Origin of the sequence: Pedobacter sp. ISL-64, assembly GCF_018613605.1 — a bacterium.
GTDB lineage: Bacteria > Bacteroidota > Bacteroidia > Sphingobacteriales > Sphingobacteriaceae > Pedobacter.
In genome coordinates this window covers 98544-115310 of the sequence record NZ_JAGGPU010000002.1, presented here as the reverse complement: position 1 = coordinate 115310, position 16767 = coordinate 98544, and the positions used below count along the sequence as shown (strand labels likewise).

Genomic DNA, 16767 nt, shown 5'->3' with positions numbered 1-16767 from the left:
ACCATCCGGCAGTGGTCAGGGTATTAGAAACTGTAGCCAGAGCTGGTAATCTCCTGATGTTTCTGCTTCAGCAATTCATGGGTCATTCCTTTGCTGTTAGCCAGTTCCACAAATGACTTGACCACCTGTTCCCGTGTCTTCCAGTAAAACTCATAGACCAGCGCTTCCCCGCCCAACTTCACGGTCAGGGGAATTGGCAGGCGGTGGTTATGGGCATTCTGTAGCATCACCATCGTATTGCAGACCCGATGGTACTGGCTTTCATCAAGATCATGGTAACGAAGTTTCGCTGCCAGTTTTTCCAACTGGCAGCTGCGCAGGTCTGTGCTGGGCTTATGCTTTTTCCTTTTTACCTTTTTTGATTTCACAGCTAAATCCTTCAAAAGCATTTCCTCTGTATAACCAAGGTAATGCTGGCATATCTCACTCATGGCGAACAATTTGTTCTGTCGGTAGACCCTGCGCACAAAGTTCTTGCGGGTGCGCAGTTTCGATGCCATTACCTTACGGTTTATTCCCTCCAAGGTCAATTCCTTTTTTTCAGGCTCTTCCAAGACAATATTGCGGTACAAGCCCGTAAGAGCAACCAGTACCGCCTTGCGCTGATACCCGTTCCCTTCGATCTCCATTGCGGTACTGAGCATCCCTGCCTTGAAACTATTTCCATAGGCAATCAGATCGGCCAGCACTTTCTGCTGATCACTCTGCAAGATAATGGTTGTGATTTCAGGCATGGCAGGAGTTTTATCCCTGACCTCTTGTTCGGGGAGGGGCTTACCGGCCAAAGGATATTTTTCCCGCAAACTTTTCAGCTTGGCGAGAAAAGCTGTTCCTGCCCCTTCATTTTCTTCATCCAACAACTCACATTCCTGCTGCTCGGCATAAAGCAGCTTGTCCCAATCCTCATACTGGTGGTAACACAGGCGGTTGTCGAAATGGTGGTATTCTATTTCCTCGCTGTTCATCGCCCTTGACAGGAACGCAAAAGCATGGAACAGTCCCATCGGCCTCCGGTTGCGGTCGCACCACATCTCAGCATGCATGAACACGTATATTCTTGGCGGGTACTTGGTCTGCGGTTTAAAATAATAGTCCACCCTGCCTGAAGGTTTTCTTGGGCGGGCATTATCCCTGTCAAAGTCCTCCTTCTCACGTGCGGTCATCACATAACCCTCTTTAATCTTTACCATTGTCTTAAAATTTAATACTGAAATCCCCTGGTTTCGGCACTGTATACTTTTAGCGGCAGATAGAAAATAATCCTGTCTTTATGCTCCCCCTTCAAAATCTGCCCCTTATCGGATTGAGGTTAATTCCCACAATGGTGTGGCTGGACACCTTTATAACCCTGCCGCACCTTTCACATCTGCAAAAGGAAGCTTTGGGTACAGGACTAACGAGGTTCCCCTCGCTGTCACAGGCATTAAACCCCTCCAGCTTCTCGAAATTGCCACAGGCACAAAGCCAGTAATCCAGATATTCGTGGTAGCCCATTTCCTTTGGCTTAAGCCGTGTAAACACGGAACCTGTTTTTCCATCCTTTCCAACAGTGGAGCGCAAGAACTTCAAAAGAGAAATCAGGTTTTTGTGCGGAAACTGTTCTAGGGAATGGCCTAATTTTTTTTGGGGCTGATGGTCATCCATTGGAACCAGTACGGGGTCATTATCCCTGTCCAGTGCCAGCGTTTTTATTCCTGCCTGTTCATTTAGGGGAACGGCCTTGTCTATCCGCTGAAGTTCCTTCACAATGTGTGGAAGTACGGCAAGCCTTGCCTGCAGTGACCGTCTGTTGTTTCTTTTCATGTTGTATTATTTGGTGTTATTATTAAGCGAACTTATTTTTAACTCTTTTGGGCTTCAAAGGCACAATGACCCCTGATGGCGGGGTCACCTTGATGGGCTGCATCCTGAAGTCTTTCAGGTTGACAAAGAAGCCCCTGTTGGTGACCATTCCCTCACGGAACAAAGTCCATAACAGGGATGCGCCTGTATTTGCCAGTGCGGAGTTGATGAACAAATCCTGTTTGGTCAGGGCTTCCGCTAAGGAACAGCTTGGCGTTTTGTCTGTACTTTCAGAGGCCAGTAACAAGTCCTTAAATTCATCGGTGACCATCGGCAGGGAATCTACGGTCTGGTATTTGCTCATCTGTGGCTGTGGTACTTTGCCAACGGTAGAAAGGACGACCTGCCCCGAAGACCGGCTGTTGCCAAAGTCCATATAATAGACAGGTCTGTTCCGTCCATAATTTGAATGTGCATGCACAGCTTTCAGGATTTCGGCAATTTCTAATCTTGCCTGTACGGTATCTACACAGGAAATGGTGAGTCCAGCGCGGGCAAGTTCAGGCTGCTGCTTTAAGTTTGCTTGATCATAAAGTGCCGTTACCGCTTTCCAGTTCGTCCCAAAAAACAGGTTCACCCTGTTAATCAAGGCTACGGCTTTATATTGCCCGAGTTCAGCAGTAGCGAAAAGCTGTCTGCCAAGGTTGGCACGTTCCACCTTATCGTCATCAAACAGGCGAACAAACAGGCCGGGATGGTTCAGTTCGGTCAGGGCATGGTTGATCCTGCCCAAAGCGGTCAGTACCTGACTGCCTGTACCGCCCGCACCAATGAGGTTAACGGCAATTGGATTAAAAGGGTTAAGCCATTCCTTTTCCACGATGTGAACGGCTGGCAGGGGCTGAGTTACTTTTATCTTTTTCATCGGATAAGCTGATTAAGTGTTAAACCATTTTTTAGCAGGTGCAGGTCAGAGAACCTGTTCCCCGTAGCGACCTGCTGTTGCCATAGTTGGACGATGTTCCCGTTTGTCCTGCTTCCCCCATTAATGGTATGGCTGAAATAACTGCCGAAAAAATAGCTTTCCCATTGCATCATGAAATTTTCGAGATGTGTTCCCCTGTCAATGCTGATGTTGACGTTACCCATACAGACATTCCCGTTAGCATAGATGTTGAAGTACGGCGCATGGTAAAGGGCGGTTTTGGCGGTGGGCTTGGATTTGCCTTTTACTGCAAAAACGCAAAGGCTGTCCCTGCCTGCCTTCCACACCATTGCCGGAACGTATGCCCTTGCGCAGGGAATGCCCAAACCCCTGACAAAGAACATTTCCCTTTGCTGTGGCGGGGTGTACCATACGGCAAAGCCGTTATTATCGGGTTTGAGGTACAGCAGGTTGTTTGGCAGTAAGCCCTGTGATTTTAAAAAGCCGTTCTGCATTTCGGCACTGCTTTGGAGCAGTTCAGCCAGTGCGATGCTCTCATTCAGGGATAAGGGATGGGCATTGATGGGGTTGCCCTGCAAACCGATGTCGTAGCTTTCCACATAAACGGAATTAGCTTCATCGGTGCTTATGTTATGGTCATTTTCCTTTTGGCAGTTATAAATCAGTAGTGCTTTATAGGGAATATACCTATCGTTAAAGTCACCAGTTACATTAGTCATGGTCGTATTTATTTAAGATTTCACATAGTTTGTCTATCAGTTCAAAAAGCCTCTTTTCAAAACCGAGGTCATTCAGTACTGCGGAATTTCGGGTATCGAAAAGCTGAATAGCTGTCGGCTCGTCAATTACCCCGTACTCCTGAAAGTCATTATTGACCATATCAAACAGCGTATCATAAAGACAATCGTTACTGCTCCAGTAAAAGCTGATATACTGCTCTGCCCGTATGCGCTCGGTTTCTTCGGGCGCTATCAGTTCGTCGTGGATATTGTCAAAAACGGTTTGGTTGGGATATTCCCTGAACAAGGTGAGGAGCTGCTCGGCCAGACTTTCGGTTTCAGGGTCAGGGTCGCCTACATTTCTGTAGGCTTGGATATTGGCTTCCCATGCCGTCAGGTGGTTTGCGTCACTAATAAGGGGCAATAGGTGGTTACCCGCATGGTTGAGCAAATCTATGACCTCGGTCTGTTCGTCCTTGTAGCCCTGTTCTTCCTCACTGTCATCGTCCGCCTCGTCTATCCACTGCTGCAAGGTATAGTATTGAGAAGAGAGGTAGCTGTCATTTTCGGTATAATAAGGCACTTTAGCCACTTGGTACAGGTAGGCATATACCGACAGGAGCATTTCGGTCAATGGCTGTCCTTGTGCGGTCTGTACCAAGTTCCATAGCGGTTTTACGGGGATATAAAACAGGCAATGGCCTGTACCGTAGGTATGGAGTACCGCTAATGTTGCGCTGTGGGTCTGGTCTCTGATGATGATACAGTCTGCATTTTTGTCCTTTAGCTGTAGGGCTTCCTTAACCTGCATATAGGCCAAAGGGATGTTTTGCGGAAAATCTATGGCCGAAACGTCCGGCAAGGGCAGTCCATAGGCGGTACAGAGGTGGTCAAGGGAGCGGAAAAACTCCGCTTCCATTTGCCTGTAATTCCTCGATGGTACCGCCAAAAACGGAAGAAACCTGTGCTTTAAAAAACCATCGGCACGATGCCTTGCGGTGCGCTTCGTTTGGGGTTGCGCCTTACCTCGCCTGCGTCGGGCAGTTTGTCGAGTTTCTCCGTAAAATCCTTGAATAGCTGATGCAATTTCCATTGGTCGTTGTCTTTAATGATGGGTATCCTGCGTGTGATGGAAGGTTGTGGTTTCATGGCTTTATCCTTTGGTGCCCATCGTACTCTCAAATCTGTACTGTATCTGGTCGTTTCTGATTTCGGGGCCAGTGATTTTGGCATTGGTCAAAATGGGGTACGTTGCCGAATAAAAGGTCATGACCGCTTCGGGCGCAAACCCTTCTCCGGGGTCTGTCAATTTGATTTCTATACCGTTTTCCTTGTGCAGGAAAACCCTTTGTAGTGTGCTTGTCGATAACATGGCTTTGATTTTTAGGCGTTAAACAATGAAAGGACTTGTGCCATCTGCTCCTTTTTCTTGGTCAGCTCGGCCAATTGCTTTTTCAGTTCGGCTTCCTTTTCGGGGTGGTCTTCTGCTTTTGGCAGAATGGCCAGTGCTTCCCCGTACTTACAGGTAGCATTGAGTTCGCTGACCTTGGCCATCGCCTCGGCATATTCTCTTTTCTTGTCCTCCCTGTTGGGCAGGGTTTCGCTGACCTCTATGTCCTCAGCATCGGCATTACCCTTTGCGGGTTTAGGACTGTTCCTGCTTTTTTTATCCTGCTCCATTTTGGAGGCCAATCGTGCCTTTTCCAGTTCCTTATGGTAGGCATTCAGATTGGTATAAAGCCCTGCTGTCTGCTGTACGGGCTGGGCAATGGCCTCGAAAAATCCTTCGTCCATTTCTGATGCAGTTCCCTTTAACAGCATAGGCGGTATGGCTTTGGTGGCGTTATCCGCATTATGCAGGGCGGTGAATAATGCAGACACGGTAAACTGTCCCTGCTCGTCTGTATGGATGGTCATTTTCCAGTTGCCCGGCACGTGCATTTCGTTTATGTTTTCAAAGAAGTTCGTTTTCATGTTGTCATTTTTTAGTGTTTAACCATTTGTCATAATCTGCCAATTTCACCAGTAGCGTACCTTTGCCGGACTGATAGACTGCCTGATAGCCGTTTGTTCGGAGTATGCCCACGCAAGAGGTTTTCTGCTGATGTTGCATCATAATCATCGCATGCGGTCATGTCCAAATCCCGCAGTTCATCAAAAAAGCGGAGTGTTTTGGCTAATACTTTCAAGGCTTTTATTTCTGTTTTTTTTGATAGGTTGCTCATGGTCATTATTGATTTAGCGGTAGTTCATTTGATAGTTTTTCAATTCGGGTCGCCAGTTTGCCGTCTGCGGTAAAGTGGTAGTCGTTTGCTTCAAGGGTTTCGGTAATGGCCGTATCGCTGGTTTGACAATTATATTCCCGTATCAGTAGGCTATGGTATTCCCATCGGATGGCGGTCAAAAAATCATCTTCCGCCTTGTCAAGCAGGTCATCCAGTTCCTCCACGTTTTCAAACTCTGCGTTTTGGTCTTTCGGGGAGCCAGCTACAATCCCGTTCCGCCTTGTCCAAAAGGATAGGGCAGTTTGATAAGTGGGTGTGTTTTCACCATGAGCATCCAGTATCTTCCCTGCGCAAAAAATCGCATCCTCTGTAAATTCTGCATTACAGTAGTACCCTGTGTCGAACTCAAATCCGTTTATTTTCAGCCCGCTTTGGTTTGCATCCTCGTAGATGCTATCCCACCAAGCATCATCCACGTTGATGAAGCGGTGGTCGTTAAGTGCTTTTTCCCTTGCGTCTTCGCTTAATTCTGCGAATGGGTATAGATTTAGGTGTACCGTTTTCATTGCAGTAATAGTTTAATTGCCCTTTTCCTTTCAATCAGGATTTCGTGTATTTCTTCCTCGCTGTGATATATCCCGTTTTCAAAGCGGTAGCAGTTTTCCTGCTCGTCATAGTCGTAGCTTAACAAGTCTTCATTTTCGAGATAAACATCGGTCAGGGTGCCGTTCTCGTAGGTTGCCTCGCCATAGATGCCCATCGATGGCTCCACATAGTTGTGGATAAAACCAAGGTTGTACTGGTCTGCTATTTGGGTGATTACCGCTATGTTGGGCACCCATTTGGTTTCGAAGTAGAGTACTTCGCCCTCCCAGTGTATATCGAAAAGGTAACCGCTGTCTTCGGTTACAAAATGGGGCAATTGCCCTTTCCGCTCTTTTTGTTCTTTTGCGGTCATTGTCCCGATAAGGGCATCCAATAAACCGATTTCGTACTGTTCGCCTATGAACACGACTACGTTACTGCACCAGTTGGCCATATCTTTAGTTTTTAAGTAAAAGGGGATTGCTCCCCCTATGATTATCAATTGGTTTAGAATGGCAGGTCGTCATCGCCTTTAGCGCTATCGGCATAAACGGCTTCCTTTTTTACCGCTTCGCTTTCTGCCCTGTCAGTTCCCTGTTTTGAGGACTGGCCTAACAGTTTGATGTTTGACACATTACAGGTAATGGTCGCTTTAGGCTCGCCATCCTTGTTCAGCCAGGCATTTACGCCTAGCCTGCCTGTCAGAGTTACCAATGTGCCTTTGTTCAGGTATTCGGCCAGACCTGCGTTCAGCCAGTAGGCACATTCAATGTAGGTAGTTAGCTGTACCCTTTGGCCATCTTTGGGACGGTAGCTGTCGTTGATAGCGATTGTAAACTCGGTTACCTTTTTACCGCCTTTTACTTCTTTGACGGTTGCTTTTGCTGTTAATCTTCCTGTGATTTCCATAACGTTTTTAATTTTTTTTGAACTATTTTTGTTTGTTTCTCTTTTCGCCCCTTTGCCTGTTTTGTTTTTTTTGGTGATATTTTTAAAAGAAAAAGGGAAAAAAGAAAGCAAAAAAGAGAGCCCGCCTAAAAGCCAAAAGGAAACGGAATATATGGAGGGGACCCTTTGGGGAGGCAGCCGTTTATGCCGTAGTCTTTTGGCCACTCCGAGAGGGAATGCGGGCACGAACTTAGCTGCGCTTTTGACCCGTTTCGCTAAAAATGTCGCTATGACCAGATCTCCGAAGATCTACTCCCGTTAGCGATAGCAGCGGCATCCTGCATGGCAGATACAGCCGATAGCGCGGGCCGAAGGCAACGGCCTAGGTCTTTGCCCATGATGAAGATTAGTGCAGGACAGGTTTGCAGGTCTTTGCCAGCTGGATTCATGGCTTTTTTCAAATTAGAAGTCCAAACGCGACCGGTATGCGAGAAGATCTGAATCGCTTTGGGCGATCCATCAGCACCGTAGTTTTAATTGAAAAGGAATTTAGGTTTCTGTACTTGTGTCTTACAAACCAATTTTAGCTGTTCAGATCCTTCAAAGAAGTCTCAAGAAAGCTATGATGAATAATTCAGATGCCTCACTGGTCACAATAACAAAAGCATCATAAGCCAGATGACGTTCGATACCTATTTTCCGGCCGGAAGGTTAAAACCCTACATCAAATATTTTGTAGCGTCGGAGAATGAATTGGAAAACGTCTATAAAGTCTTCCCACTTCGGGATTGGTCATCGGTTTTCAATATAATGGCAGCTCGCCACGATCCGAGGGACTACCGAAACCAGACTGGCCCTTGCTGGGATCACGGAAATTCTGATAGCTACAAGATTTCAAGAACTCACCCAACAACGGGACAATTTTGATTTATTTTAGCGAAACCGGATTTGCTCATTTTGTGTCAGCTCCTGTAAATAAGCTGTTAACTTAAGCCCTGCCCATGCCAATATCTTTGATAGCGGAAGTGGAAGAGAAACTGAGACTTGCTACAACTGACCGGCAGCGAATAAATATTGTCCAGCAGTTCTTAATGACACAACTCAAAGATAAGGAGACAGATAGACTGAGTGTGGAAGCGGTGAGGCTAATCTACCACAGCAAGGGAGCCATACGCATCGAAGAACTGAATAAAAAACTGTTCATCAGTCAAAGCTCGTTTGAAAAACGCTTCAGAGAAATAGTTAGAAAAACACCTAAAAAGTTTGCCTCTATCTTGCGTTTCAATACCGTTTTGATGAGTTAGACGACACCAAATCGCTTACCGAAATGTGCTACGGGTACCATTTCTTTGACCAGGCACACTTCGGCAAGGACTTAAAACAGTTTACTTTAATATCTTTTATGGGGATTTCAGTAATAGTGGTTGTTGGTCACTTTCGGTGAACAACACGAACGCCGATGCTCATCCAATTGTCTTTGAGACATTGGGCGCAGAAAGGTTCTATATAGTTTTGGAATGTAAAGCTCTTCCTTTTTCCAAAAAACTCCTCAAGGCAATCATTATAAAGGCTAGAGTTCCAAATACCAGGCCAATCCAGGGATTGTAAACGACCCCTTTAGTTATTATCATCCACCCTCCAAGGGTTGTCCCTATGGTCACTCCAAGATTACCAAATGAAGTTGCCAGACTATTCGCAAATTCCAGGGAATTTGGTGCCGCAGAAATCATATATGTGGATGCATTAAGAAAGCTTGGAGAATACAGGAAGCCCCATACTGCGACCACAATTAAAGTCGCATTGGTATTTCCTCCAGAGAAATGCAATAATATAGGAATCAGTATCGTTCCTGAAAGAAAAAAGGCGGTAGTTTGAGGAATGTTTCTGTTTAGCATTTTCCCGGCAATCCAGGTAGACAAAACACCCATAATTCCGAAGATCAGGAGCATCAGGCTTACCCGTTTATCATCCATCCCTTTTGACTTGTTCAGGTATTCAGCAAAATAGCTATAAGTTGAAAACCACGCAATGATCATGAACAAATTCATGGCAATACTGACGATAAAAGTTGGTTCACTAAGAATTCTCAACTGACTGCCAAAAGACTTCTTTTCTTTTACAGGCATATCTGGCAGTATGAAATAAATTCCTGCAAAGGCTATAACACTTACTATAGTCTGTACAAAAAAAGAATATTCCCATGACCATAGACTTGCAAGGTAGGTAGCAAGGGGAACCGTAGTAACCATTGCAATAGCAACACCGCTAAAAACTATACTCATGAGACCATTTTCATTTTTTTTATCTGCGCCGGAAACTGCTACCGACAATGCTGTTGCAATATAAACAGGCTGGAGAAATGCAGGCATGACCCTGACCAGCATCAATAGCCAAAAAGGTGGAGAAAATGAGGATACCAAGCCAGTTAGCACAAAAATAGAAATGGCTGCCAGCATGATTTTTTTACGATCGAAACCAGATGCCAATAAGGTCATAAAAGGTCCGGTTAGTGCAATAATTAACGCAAACGCACTTAACAGGTACCCGGCAATATCGATACTTATATTGTAGTGATCAGCGATTTGTGGTAAAATCCCAATCACCCCGAACTCAGTGGTGATTACCCCAATAAAACCAAGGCAACCGATGTAAGCATACTTTTTCATTTTTATGCGCTATGTTGGGTGAAAAACTTAACCATATCACCCATAAGGGTATCGCTCTGATCGATCACTCCACCCATCTGAAAAAAACCGTGTATCATACCACCATAAGTTAATTCAGTAACACTTACACCATTTTGCTTTAACTTCTCCCCGTACATCATACCTTCATCCCTCAGCGGATCGTATTCGGCAGTGGCAACAAAGGTTGGGGGTAGTCCACAAAACCTAGTCTGCAACAAAGGCACTGCATCAGGATTGAAGGAATCATTCGCATTTGACAAATACCACTTCCATGCCTGAGCCCCACTTTTTGCATCAAGCAGTGGCCCGTCTTTAAACATTTCCCAAGAGCCTGTAGTGAGTGAGCAGTCGGTTACCGGGTAAATCAATAACTGGCAATTGATCTTTGCCGCAAATTTACCAGTCAATGCAGCAACCAAAGCTCCACCTGCGCTATCTCCGGCGAGTGAGACTTTATTAGGGTCAACGTTAATCGCTGCTGCATTTTCAAATAACCATTCCAGGGCAATCATTCCATCGTTTAATCCGGCAGGAAAGGGATGCTCGGGAGCCAACCTGTAATCAACAGCAATGATAATAGCCTTGGATAGATTTGACAGCCTGCGCAGTGGGGTATCGTGTGTCTCTAAATCTCCGGAATTAAACCATCCTCCATGAAAATAAACAATTACAGGTAGATTATCTTGCTCCGACGGACGGTAAATCCTAAGCTTGATTTGGTCAGTCTCTCCCTGAATTGCGATATTCTCAATCTTAAAAACAGCTTCTTTTTCTCCTGCCAGGGGAATAAACTTTTCATAAAACTCCCGTCCTTTTTCCCAGGGATTTATTTTGCCCTCTATTTCTATTGAACCGATGTAGGTCAGTGCTTGCTGCACTTGCGATGATAACTGCATATATATGTATTTCGTAAAAATTTATAATTGAAGCGCAAATGTATATGGCACTTGTTACTTTTGCTCGCTACACAGTCAATTGTTCGGTGCTAACAAATTTGTAAGTAATGGGAAAAAGGAAAGAAAGTTCAACCAACATGGTCAATGAAAAATGCATTACCGAAGGCTGCGACCTCACTTATGCGGTATGTAAAATGGGCGGGCGGTGGAAATTACTAATCCTGTGTAAACTTGAGCACGGCAAGCTGAGGTTTGGAGAAATCAAAAAAATGATCCCCAATATAAGTGAAAGGATGCTGACACTCCAACTTCGCGAACTTGAAAAAGACGGATTGGTGAAACGGACCGTTTATGCAGAAGTTCCTCTACGAGTTGATTATGAACTTAGTAGCATGTCCAAGGAGCTAATACCTATCTGGCTACAATTAAGCAATTGGGGAGCTAAACATCGGCAAAACCAAGACTACCCGAGTTCGGTATGAAAAGATCTTCGAACGCTCCGGCCAATAATGCGCCAGCGGCAGAGAACTATTTTTAATTAGCCCTAAAAAAGAAAATCTATGCTGCACAACACCTGGCCCTTGGACACCAAAATAATTAGCTTCGGAACATGGAAATAATTAGATCGTTATCAATTTTCTTTTAGCAGGACTTTGCGAAATAGCTGAAGGTTATCTTATCTGCCTTTGGGTCAAGGAAGATAAACCGGTATAGTATGCGGTATTGAGCTTATCCTACTTGTCGCTTATGGAATTGTGGTAACTCCTCATCAGCGAATTTTGGCAGAACATATGCACCTATGCCATCTATCATTTAAAGAGCATTAACGGGCGTTTTGCTACTCAAATTCATTCTTAATTTATCCTACCACCAAAAGTAGGGAAGAAACAGTTTACCTGAAACTTACACATTAGAGCATATCTTTGGATGCGTTTTTTACATTTACCCAATTACTCCCAATTTTCAATAAATCTACTGTTAATGATAAGAGAAGGCTGATTGGCCCGATGTTTCCGCTTGATCCAAGTCTATAGAAACAAAAAAAACAGCCTTTTTAGAATGATTTCCTCTTTTAGGATCAGTAACGGTGCACGTATTGAGTGAAGTTACCTATAGTACACCAATTATCCCGTTTACGGGATAAAATATTGTACTCAAGTAGTTTATATATTCTATTACAGGATTGTTACAATCTGAATATTCCCGTATATGGGAAAAATATATAACTTTATCATAAAGTACTTTAATACAACAATCTAGCTTATGAAAACATCTATTTTCCTGATTTCCGCAATAGCACTTTTTCTTACCTCCTGTGTCAAGAACGACAGCTTACCAGACACCCCTATAGGAGTTGATCCTAATGAATATAATTTAGAGCTGAAACTGGCTGAAGCCAGAAAGGAAGGCGAACAATGGGCTCCTATAGTTAACGGCGATACACTGAGGTTTAATTGGTCTCTATTTCCGCCGGCGTCCTCGGAACCAGTTAACTCAAAATTTGGGCCGGGGGACTTCAGCAACTCCTCAAATAATCCGCTCTTGGGCATCGGGAAAGCGGGGATTTTTTATTCCAAAGACGAGCAGGTATTTTTCAGTACCTATAATAATACAACTAAGGAAACCGTCTTGATTGATTCAGGTAAGTATAGGTTAGAGGGCGATTATTTTTACCTAAAAAAGAAGGGATCTGAAACTAAGTTCAGAATACTTAAAGGACATTATAAACCATAATCTAATCCCTAATCATTATGAAAAAAATCAAATATTCGTTCGGGTTGCTCACCCTGTGCATGTTTTTAGGTCTTAGCAGTTGTCGCAAGGACATGCAGGAGAAATCCTTAACAGACCAGTCACAAAACAAGTCGTCATCAAAAGAAGAAATTGTAAGGCTCCAATCCGGCGTTGTCGTCAAAAAATCAGGGTCACAATACTTTTTACAGGGAGATATCCTGCTGTCCCCTGATCAGTTTGATTTACTGAACAAGGAAGGGAGGTTAGATGCTCCCGTTAGCAAGGAAGCAAACCAGTCTAAGGAAAGCGCTGTTTCACCAGCAACCGGAATGGCTTTCGCCAACTTAGGTTATGGAAAATTTGCATGAGTATATTTTTGAAAAGACAGAAAAGGAACTTCACGATCAATCCCTGGCAATACATTATGAAGAGAATAACAGGGCTTGGCTGCATGGAATGCCAATTTCCTACAGAAATAAATTGTGTACCCAAGATGATTTAATTATCCATGAGTATGAAGGCGGTAAGATCGAGCTGGTTTCTGTCAGCCTCATTGATGGAAAAGAAACAGTTATTAAAAGATTAGATATTTGAGTTGAGAATTACGCTCTTCAAGCCGAACATGAGCTGGCGTGAAACAGGACTTTACGTGACTCAGATCATGAGCAAAATAAAAACCACAAGTAATCTTATCCTCGATAAGATGTACAGTTATTAACCGAACAAAAGAACAAAACAGATGAAAAATATTCAACTACTTTTATTACTAATTGGTCTCACTTCTGCTTATAACATGGTCAGTGGCCAATCCAAGTTTGGCATCAGGGCTGGTGTAGGTTTTTCTAACGTTGTAGAAAAAGCAGAGAACGGGGAAAAAGCCAGCACACAATCCATCCCAGGTTTGACGTTGGGTCTTACCGCAGAAATCGCCTTAGCGGGTGACTTTTATTTGCAACCAGCATTACTGTACTCACGCAGAGGATTTAAACAGCAAAGTGGAGGTTTCGGCTCAGCTACTAATTTAAAGGTAAAGGCTGACTATCTGGAATTGCCAGTAAATTTTTTGTACAAACCTAAACTTGGAACAGGTTCTTTGTTACTCGGTGCAGGGCCATATATCGCTTATGGAACCGGGGGGAGCTGGAAGTCGGACACTGATATACTTATAGGAGACATCAGGGAGAATGGAGAAGGCAGAGTAGCCTTTAGGAACGACGGCTCGGTTCGTAACGATTCAGAATATACCTATGGAAGACCATTTGACTATGGTTTAAATGCAACATTGGGCTATGAGTTTCGCGAACGCTTTTCGCTGCAGCTAACGGGAATGGTTGGTATAGCCAATCTTGTACCCCACTTCAATGGTTATCAACGCGGAGGCAGTATCAGGAATAAAGGATTCGGCGTTTCGCTGGGGTATAAACTGTGACAACCTAACAAGGAATAATTAACAGCTAAACTTGGATTGATGTTGTCGTGCAGCATTTGTTTTTCGCCCCATTCCCTAAGATGATTGATAAGTGGAATTAATTCTTGAAAGTGTTCCTTTCATGTAGTTGAGCGGGATGAGTAAAACGGATCAAAATGGGAAAGGTAATATTACCATGATCAATAACGTGCGTTCTGTAATCTATGGATCAATGCGGCCCTGTTTTTTACATTGGCTTTCCTGAAGGTATTTTGGATGTGCTTTTTCACAGTTTCTTCTGAAACGAGCAATGCACTGGCAATTTCCTTGTTGGTCATGCCTTTGTACAGCTGCATGACGATCAGAATTTCCGTTTTGGTCAGGCCAAAATACAGGCAGTTTGCCTGGAACTGCTCGGGGCTCAATCCGTCGATGGTAAGGTTGTTTTCCTCCATGTACCTGACTTTTTCCCGGCATGCGGTCTTAAAGATGAACATGCCGGTGATAACCACGAAACCGAGATTGGTAAGCAGCACTTCTACCAACTGGCTAAAATGAAAATAGGTAATCACTGTCAAAGCGGCCCAGGGAACAACGGCGCAGTAAACAGCAATTTCTTCCATATATAAACTCTTGAGGCGATTTTCCCTATACCGTTTTCTAATGGCGGTTAGAATTGCCTTCAGGACAATGAACGAATAAAAGAAGGGAATGATGATACCATATCTGATCGCGAAATCCAGATTACCGTTCAGGGAATAGGAAATAACGAAAAATATCAAATAAGGTAACAAAAGAAATAACGGAACACCATATATAGCGTGAAATCGCAATAGTCTAAGCTCAAAAGCTTTATAGAAATAGAAGGGAAAGTAGGAAGCCATCAGAAATCCGCTACCATAAGCGATAATATTTTGGACCCTTAAGGAGAGGAAAGTTACTTTGGGGTCTGGAAACAATCCGCCCGTAACATTATAAAATAGCAAAAGAAGCAGCAGGACAAGGTACCATGCGCGATGCCCATCTCCTGGCTGGCTCAGGTAATAGCCGAGCTGAACACCAAGCATTGTTAGTTCGAGCAATACAAAAATCAACGTCACCAGATGCATCTCCCCAAATACGAGCATCGCTTTCGCTAATTAGATGGTAAACGTTTCAAAAAATATAGGGTATACCCTAAGTTCAATTCATCGTAGATCTGAAAACCAAAACGTTTATACCATGGGAGGTTTCTGAGTGTCGAGGTTTCCAGGTATACCGGTAGCTTTTTCTTGCCAGCTTCAACAAATACCTGCTGTAAAAGCCAGCTGCCGACACCTGATTGCTGGTACAGCGGATCTACGCCTATAAACCAGAGATAGGCCATCTCTTCTTTGGGCTGCTTTTTTTTAATCAGGGCCTCACGTTTCAAAACCTTGAGGAGGCCGGGCAGGCCAATGCTCTGTAGAACCAGTTTGATGTCCAGGTATATAGATTTAAAGCTTGTCCGCTTTTTATGCGGATAAAGAATCAGGGCACATGCCCTATTATCATCGGATAAAACGACCTCGCCGGACATCTGGCAAATTTCAAAAGAATAGGCCATTAAGGCATGGATTCGCTTTAAGCGGTTTTTGTCCTGATGGATGATGTAATTGACACTTTGATTGTCTTCAAAGGACTTAACCAATAGGTCCGTAACCAATTGTTTGTCTCTCGATGTTGCCTTTATCATAGGTAGCAATGTTTAATACAAGTAGCTGTTTCATTTTTTCATAGGCATCCTGATTTTACAATCGTTACGTTTTCATCAATCTATCCCATGCTTCTGAATATAAGCGCAATCAAAACCAGGGATATCAGCGTAACGGTAAACAAAGTGGTACGATGACCCGTCGCAGCGAACATGGCTGAAAAAATCGTTTAGGTGTTGATACCTGGCGATATTTTTTCTATATATACCCATCTAAAAGCGGTGCCAATAAAACCACCGCCGCATCCAAACCGAAAATACCTATAGCTATGTTTGTTGGCTGCATGATCAAATTAAATTAATGCTTCGACTTGGCGTTATAGCATTAACACATACACTCCTGTCAAATAACATCGTAATCAGTATAGCTCGTTGAAATGAGCTGTACATTGTGTGCGCCGCTACGGGCTTACAATTGATAGCCAGCGTGGAGAAAAAGCACCGAAATCTGAATGTGTGACCTCCACTGTTATGCTACTTTGAGGTCCCCGAATACCTCAGAGAAATTTGAAAATGTATCGCCAGCGGCTTTAATAGCGAGCGCCTCTTTCTCGTTGCTGGCTGAGTTGTTTAATACCTCGACAAATGTTCCCCACATCTGGCCGGTCGCTTCACCGTACCCGGAGAAAAAAGACACACCTTTTTTGATACCGCCTTTGTTCAGCATCTGCACAATATATGGTCCTCCCATGATGGAACCTTCCATCACATATAGTGCACCTAATGCTTCCACGGTATTGGTGATAGCCGGCACAGTCACCGGCGGAAGGTCGGTTATAGCTGATCCCAATTCTTCAATATCTCTTTTCAGGTAACTGGAGTTACGTCTGCTGGGGTAATCAGGTAAAACGTCCTTGGTGATATAAGGCGCTATCGCTTTTTCCAGGCTGCTAAAATAGGCATAAAAATATTTCAGCACATCGGCATAATCTGCTTCGCTCCGAATGGCTTTTAACTTTCTTACTACTTTTGCTTCCAGCTCCTGGTGAGATATTTTAGTCGCTTCTTTAATGTTTGTACTTAGCATGTTTATTATGTTAATAGTTAAATAAATGGCGGTCAATGTCAATTGATTACAATAGAGCATCTGGTTTACAAATAGACTATGCAAACATCTGAATAAGTCCTCGTTGTCGATTTACGCAATCCGTATTTTCTTTTGTGC

At 43.9% G+C, this 16767-nt stretch carries 25 protein-coding genes; 7 read left to right on the top strand and 18 right to left on the bottom strand.

Annotated elements, in window-relative coordinates:
• Positions 1–23: 23 nt before the first annotated feature.
• The 13 genes from J7E57_RS03110 to J7E57_RS03050 form a co-directional block, all read right to left on the bottom strand.
• Positions 24–1190 (bottom strand): hypothetical protein, encoded by a 1167-nt coding sequence (locus J7E57_RS03110; RefSeq protein WP_215125143.1) that lies wholly within the window; start codon positions 1188–1190, stop codon positions 24–26.
• Positions 1191–1281: 91 nt separating this feature from the next.
• Positions 1282–1803: a hypothetical protein gene (locus J7E57_RS03105; RefSeq protein ID WP_215125142.1), complete on the bottom strand. Its 522-nt coding sequence runs from the start codon at positions 1801–1803 to the stop codon at positions 1282–1284.
• Positions 1804–1825: 22 nt separating this feature from the next.
• Positions 1826–2707, bottom strand: coding sequence for a PRTRC system ThiF family protein (locus tag J7E57_RS03100; protein ID WP_215125141.1), 882 nt, complete (start codon positions 2705–2707; stop codon positions 1826–1828).
• A complete protein-coding gene (locus J7E57_RS03095) occupies positions 2704–3447 on the bottom strand; it encodes a prokaryotic E2 ligase family D protein (RefSeq protein WP_215125140.1) in 744 nt (247 codons plus the stop codon). The genes J7E57_RS03100 and J7E57_RS03095 overlap by 4 nt, the downstream gene beginning before the upstream one ends.
• On the bottom strand, positions 3440–4396 hold the full coding sequence (locus tag J7E57_RS03090; protein ID WP_215125139.1) for a hypothetical protein: 957 nt from the start codon (positions 4394–4396) through the stop codon (positions 3440–3442). Before J7E57_RS03090 ends, J7E57_RS03095 begins: the two co-directional genes overlap by 8 nt.
• 20 nt (positions 4397–4416) lie before the next feature.
• Entirely contained in the window at positions 4417–4596 is a 180-nt protein-coding gene (locus J7E57_RS03085) for a hypothetical protein (RefSeq protein WP_215125138.1), read from the bottom strand.
• 4 nt (positions 4597–4600) lie between these two features.
• Positions 4601–4819: a PRTRC system protein C gene (locus J7E57_RS03080; RefSeq protein WP_215125137.1), complete on the bottom strand. Its 219-nt coding sequence runs from the start codon at positions 4817–4819 to the stop codon at positions 4601–4603.
• 11 nt (positions 4820–4830) lie between these two features.
• Positions 4831–5421 carry a PRTRC system protein E gene (locus tag J7E57_RS03075; RefSeq protein WP_215164922.1) on the bottom strand — a complete coding sequence of 197 codons (591 nt, stop codon included), beginning with the start codon at positions 5419–5421 and terminating at the stop codon, positions 4831–4833.
• A gap of 29 nt (positions 5422–5450) precedes the next feature.
• Positions 5451–5672, bottom strand: coding sequence for a hypothetical protein (locus J7E57_RS03070; protein WP_215125135.1), 222 nt, complete (start codon positions 5670–5672; stop codon positions 5451–5453).
• Between the two features lie 5 nt (positions 5673–5677).
• The gene (locus J7E57_RS03065) at positions 5678–6238 is read right to left on the bottom strand and encodes a hypothetical protein (protein WP_215125134.1); all 561 of its coding nucleotides are present in this window, start codon (positions 6236–6238) and stop codon (positions 5678–5680) included.
• Positions 6235–6711, bottom strand: a complete 477-nt coding sequence (locus tag J7E57_RS03060; protein ID WP_215125133.1) for a hypothetical protein — start codon at positions 6709–6711, stop codon at positions 6235–6237. The genes J7E57_RS03065 and J7E57_RS03060 overlap by 4 nt, the downstream gene beginning before the upstream one ends.
• A gap of 53 nt (positions 6712–6764) precedes the next feature.
• Positions 6765–7166, bottom strand: a complete 402-nt coding sequence (locus J7E57_RS03055; protein ID WP_215125132.1) for a single-stranded DNA-binding protein — start codon at positions 7164–7166, stop codon at positions 6765–6767.
• Between the two features lie 266 nt (positions 7167–7432).
• A complete protein-coding gene (locus tag J7E57_RS03050; protein WP_215125131.1) occupies positions 7433–7594 on the bottom strand; it encodes a hypothetical protein in 162 nt (53 codons plus the stop codon).
• A gap of 552 nt (positions 7595–8146) precedes the next feature.
• Here J7E57_RS03050 and J7E57_RS03045 point away from each other — a divergent pair.
• Positions 8147–8449 carry a hypothetical protein gene (locus J7E57_RS03045; RefSeq protein WP_215125130.1) on the top strand — a complete coding sequence of 101 codons (303 nt, stop codon included), beginning with the start codon at positions 8147–8149 and terminating at the stop codon, positions 8447–8449.
• A 198-nt stretch (positions 8450–8647) separates the two neighbouring features.
• Here the strand turns inward: J7E57_RS03045 and J7E57_RS03040 are convergent, their stop codons facing one another.
• Positions 8648–9811, bottom strand: a complete 1164-nt coding sequence (locus J7E57_RS03040; protein ID WP_215125129.1) for an MFS transporter — start codon at positions 9809–9811, stop codon at positions 8648–8650.
• 2 nt (positions 9812–9813) lie between these two features.
• The gene (locus J7E57_RS03035; protein WP_215125128.1) at positions 9814–10728 is read right to left on the bottom strand and encodes an alpha/beta hydrolase; all 915 of its coding nucleotides are present in this window, start codon (positions 10726–10728) and stop codon (positions 9814–9816) included.
• A 107-nt stretch (positions 10729–10835) separates the two neighbouring features.
• Between J7E57_RS03035 and J7E57_RS03030 the strand changes: the two genes are divergently transcribed.
• The 6 genes from J7E57_RS03030 (at position 10836) to J7E57_RS03005 (ending at position 13891) form a co-directional block, all read left to right on the top strand.
• A complete protein-coding gene (locus J7E57_RS03030) occupies positions 10836–11210 on the top strand; it encodes a winged helix-turn-helix transcriptional regulator (RefSeq protein ID WP_215125127.1) in 375 nt (124 codons plus the stop codon).
• A gap of 142 nt (positions 11211–11352) precedes the next feature.
• Positions 11353–11442 carry a hypothetical protein gene (locus J7E57_RS27425; RefSeq protein ID WP_215125411.1) on the top strand — a complete coding sequence of 30 codons (90 nt, stop codon included), beginning with the start codon at positions 11353–11355 and terminating at the stop codon, positions 11440–11442.
• Between the two features lie 549 nt (positions 11443–11991).
• Complete coding sequence (locus tag J7E57_RS03020; RefSeq protein ID WP_215125126.1) at positions 11992–12462, top strand: hypothetical protein; 471 nt, start codon at positions 11992–11994, stop codon at positions 12460–12462.
• 17 nt (positions 12463–12479) lie between these two features.
• On the top strand, positions 12480–12830 hold the full coding sequence (locus J7E57_RS03015; RefSeq protein WP_215125125.1) for a hypothetical protein: 351 nt from the start codon (positions 12480–12482) through the stop codon (positions 12828–12830).
• Positions 12814–13056, top strand: a complete 243-nt coding sequence (locus tag J7E57_RS03010) for a hypothetical protein (RefSeq protein WP_215125124.1) — start codon at positions 12814–12816, stop codon at positions 13054–13056. The genes J7E57_RS03015 and J7E57_RS03010 overlap by 17 nt, the downstream gene beginning before the upstream one ends.
• Before the next feature lie 145 nt (positions 13057–13201).
• The gene (locus J7E57_RS03005; RefSeq protein WP_215125123.1) at positions 13202–13891 is read left to right on the top strand and encodes a porin family protein; all 690 of its coding nucleotides are present in this window, start codon (positions 13202–13204) and stop codon (positions 13889–13891) included.
• Positions 13892–14070: 179 nt separating this feature from the next.
• Here the strand turns inward: J7E57_RS03005 and J7E57_RS03000 are convergent, their stop codons facing one another.
• The 3 genes from J7E57_RS03000 to J7E57_RS02990 form a co-directional block, all read right to left on the bottom strand.
• Entirely contained in the window at positions 14071–14997 is a 927-nt protein-coding gene (locus J7E57_RS03000; protein ID WP_215125122.1) for a LuxR family transcriptional regulator, read from the bottom strand.
• Between the two features lie 8 nt (positions 14998–15005).
• Positions 15006–15584 (bottom strand): GNAT family N-acetyltransferase, encoded by a 579-nt coding sequence (locus J7E57_RS02995; protein WP_215125121.1) that lies wholly within the window; start codon positions 15582–15584, stop codon positions 15006–15008.
• A 487-nt stretch (positions 15585–16071) separates the two neighbouring features.
• Positions 16072–16629 (bottom strand): biliverdin-producing heme oxygenase, encoded by a 558-nt coding sequence (locus J7E57_RS02990; RefSeq protein ID WP_215125120.1) that lies wholly within the window; start codon positions 16627–16629, stop codon positions 16072–16074.
• Positions 16630–16767: the final 138 nt, after the last annotated feature.

Excerpts from the sequence above, each read along its gene's own strand:
- J7E57_RS03110 (WP_215125143.1), bottom strand. The coding sequence starts at position 1,190 with ATGGTAAAGATTAAAGAGGGTTATGTGATGACCGCACGTGAGAAGGAG.
- J7E57_RS03105 (WP_215125142.1), bottom strand. The coding sequence starts at position 1,803 with ATGAAAAGAAACAACAGACGGTCACTGCAGGCAAGGCTTGCCGTACTT.
- J7E57_RS03100 (WP_215125141.1), bottom strand. The coding sequence starts at position 2,707 with ATGAAAAAGATAAAAGTAACTCAGCCCCTGCCAGCCGTTCACATCGTG.
- J7E57_RS03095 (WP_215125140.1), bottom strand. The coding sequence starts at position 3,447 with ATGACTAATGTAACTGGTGACTTTAACGATAGGTATATTCCCTATAAA.
- J7E57_RS03085 (WP_215125138.1), bottom strand. The coding sequence starts at position 4,596 with ATGAAACCACAACCTTCCATCACACGCAGGATACCCATCATTAAAGAC.
- J7E57_RS03080 (WP_215125137.1), bottom strand. The coding sequence starts at position 4,819 with ATGTTATCGACAAGCACACTACAAAGGGTTTTCCTGCACAAGGAAAAC.
- J7E57_RS03075 (WP_215164922.1), bottom strand. The coding sequence starts at position 5,421 with ATGAAAACGAACTTCTTTGAAAACATAAACGAAATGCACGTGCCGGGC.
- J7E57_RS03070 (WP_215125135.1), bottom strand. The coding sequence starts at position 5,672 with ATGAGCAACCTATCAAAAAAAACAGAAATAAAAGCCTTGAAAGTATTA.
- J7E57_RS03065 (WP_215125134.1), bottom strand. The coding sequence starts at position 6,238 with ATGAAAACGGTACACCTAAATCTATACCCATTCGCAGAATTAAGCGAA.
- J7E57_RS03060 (WP_215125133.1), bottom strand. The coding sequence starts at position 6,711 with ATGGCCAACTGGTGCAGTAACGTAGTCGTGTTCATAGGCGAACAGTAC.
- J7E57_RS03055 (WP_215125132.1), bottom strand. The coding sequence starts at position 7,166 with ATGGAAATCACAGGAAGATTAACAGCAAAAGCAACCGTCAAAGAAGTA.
- J7E57_RS03050 (WP_215125131.1), bottom strand. The coding sequence starts at position 7,594 with ATGAATCCAGCTGGCAAAGACCTGCAAACCTGTCCTGCACTAATCTTC.
- J7E57_RS03045 (WP_215125130.1), top strand. The coding sequence starts at position 8,147 with ATGCCAATATCTTTGATAGCGGAAGTGGAAGAGAAACTGAGACTTGCT.
- J7E57_RS03040 (WP_215125129.1), bottom strand. The coding sequence starts at position 9,811 with ATGAAAAAGTATGCTTACATCGGTTGCCTTGGTTTTATTGGGGTAATC.
- J7E57_RS03035 (WP_215125128.1), bottom strand. The coding sequence starts at position 10,728 with ATGCAGTTATCATCGCAAGTGCAGCAAGCACTGACCTACATCGGTTCA.
- J7E57_RS03030 (WP_215125127.1), top strand. The coding sequence starts at position 10,836 with ATGGGAAAAAGGAAAGAAAGTTCAACCAACATGGTCAATGAAAAATGC.
- J7E57_RS03020 (WP_215125126.1), top strand. The coding sequence starts at position 11,992 with ATGAAAACATCTATTTTCCTGATTTCCGCAATAGCACTTTTTCTTACC.
- J7E57_RS03015 (WP_215125125.1), top strand. The coding sequence starts at position 12,480 with ATGAAAAAAATCAAATATTCGTTCGGGTTGCTCACCCTGTGCATGTTT.
- J7E57_RS03010 (WP_215125124.1), top strand. The coding sequence starts at position 12,814 with ATGGAAAATTTGCATGAGTATATTTTTGAAAAGACAGAAAAGGAACTT.
- J7E57_RS03005 (WP_215125123.1), top strand. The coding sequence starts at position 13,202 with ATGAAAAATATTCAACTACTTTTATTACTAATTGGTCTCACTTCTGCT.
- J7E57_RS03000 (WP_215125122.1), bottom strand. The coding sequence starts at position 14,997 with ATGCTCGTATTTGGGGAGATGCATCTGGTGACGTTGATTTTTGTATTG.
- J7E57_RS02995 (WP_215125121.1), bottom strand. The coding sequence starts at position 15,584 with ATGATAAAGGCAACATCGAGAGACAAACAATTGGTTACGGACCTATTG.
- J7E57_RS02990 (WP_215125120.1), bottom strand. The coding sequence starts at position 16,629 with ATGCTAAGTACAAACATTAAAGAAGCGACTAAAATATCTCACCAGGAG.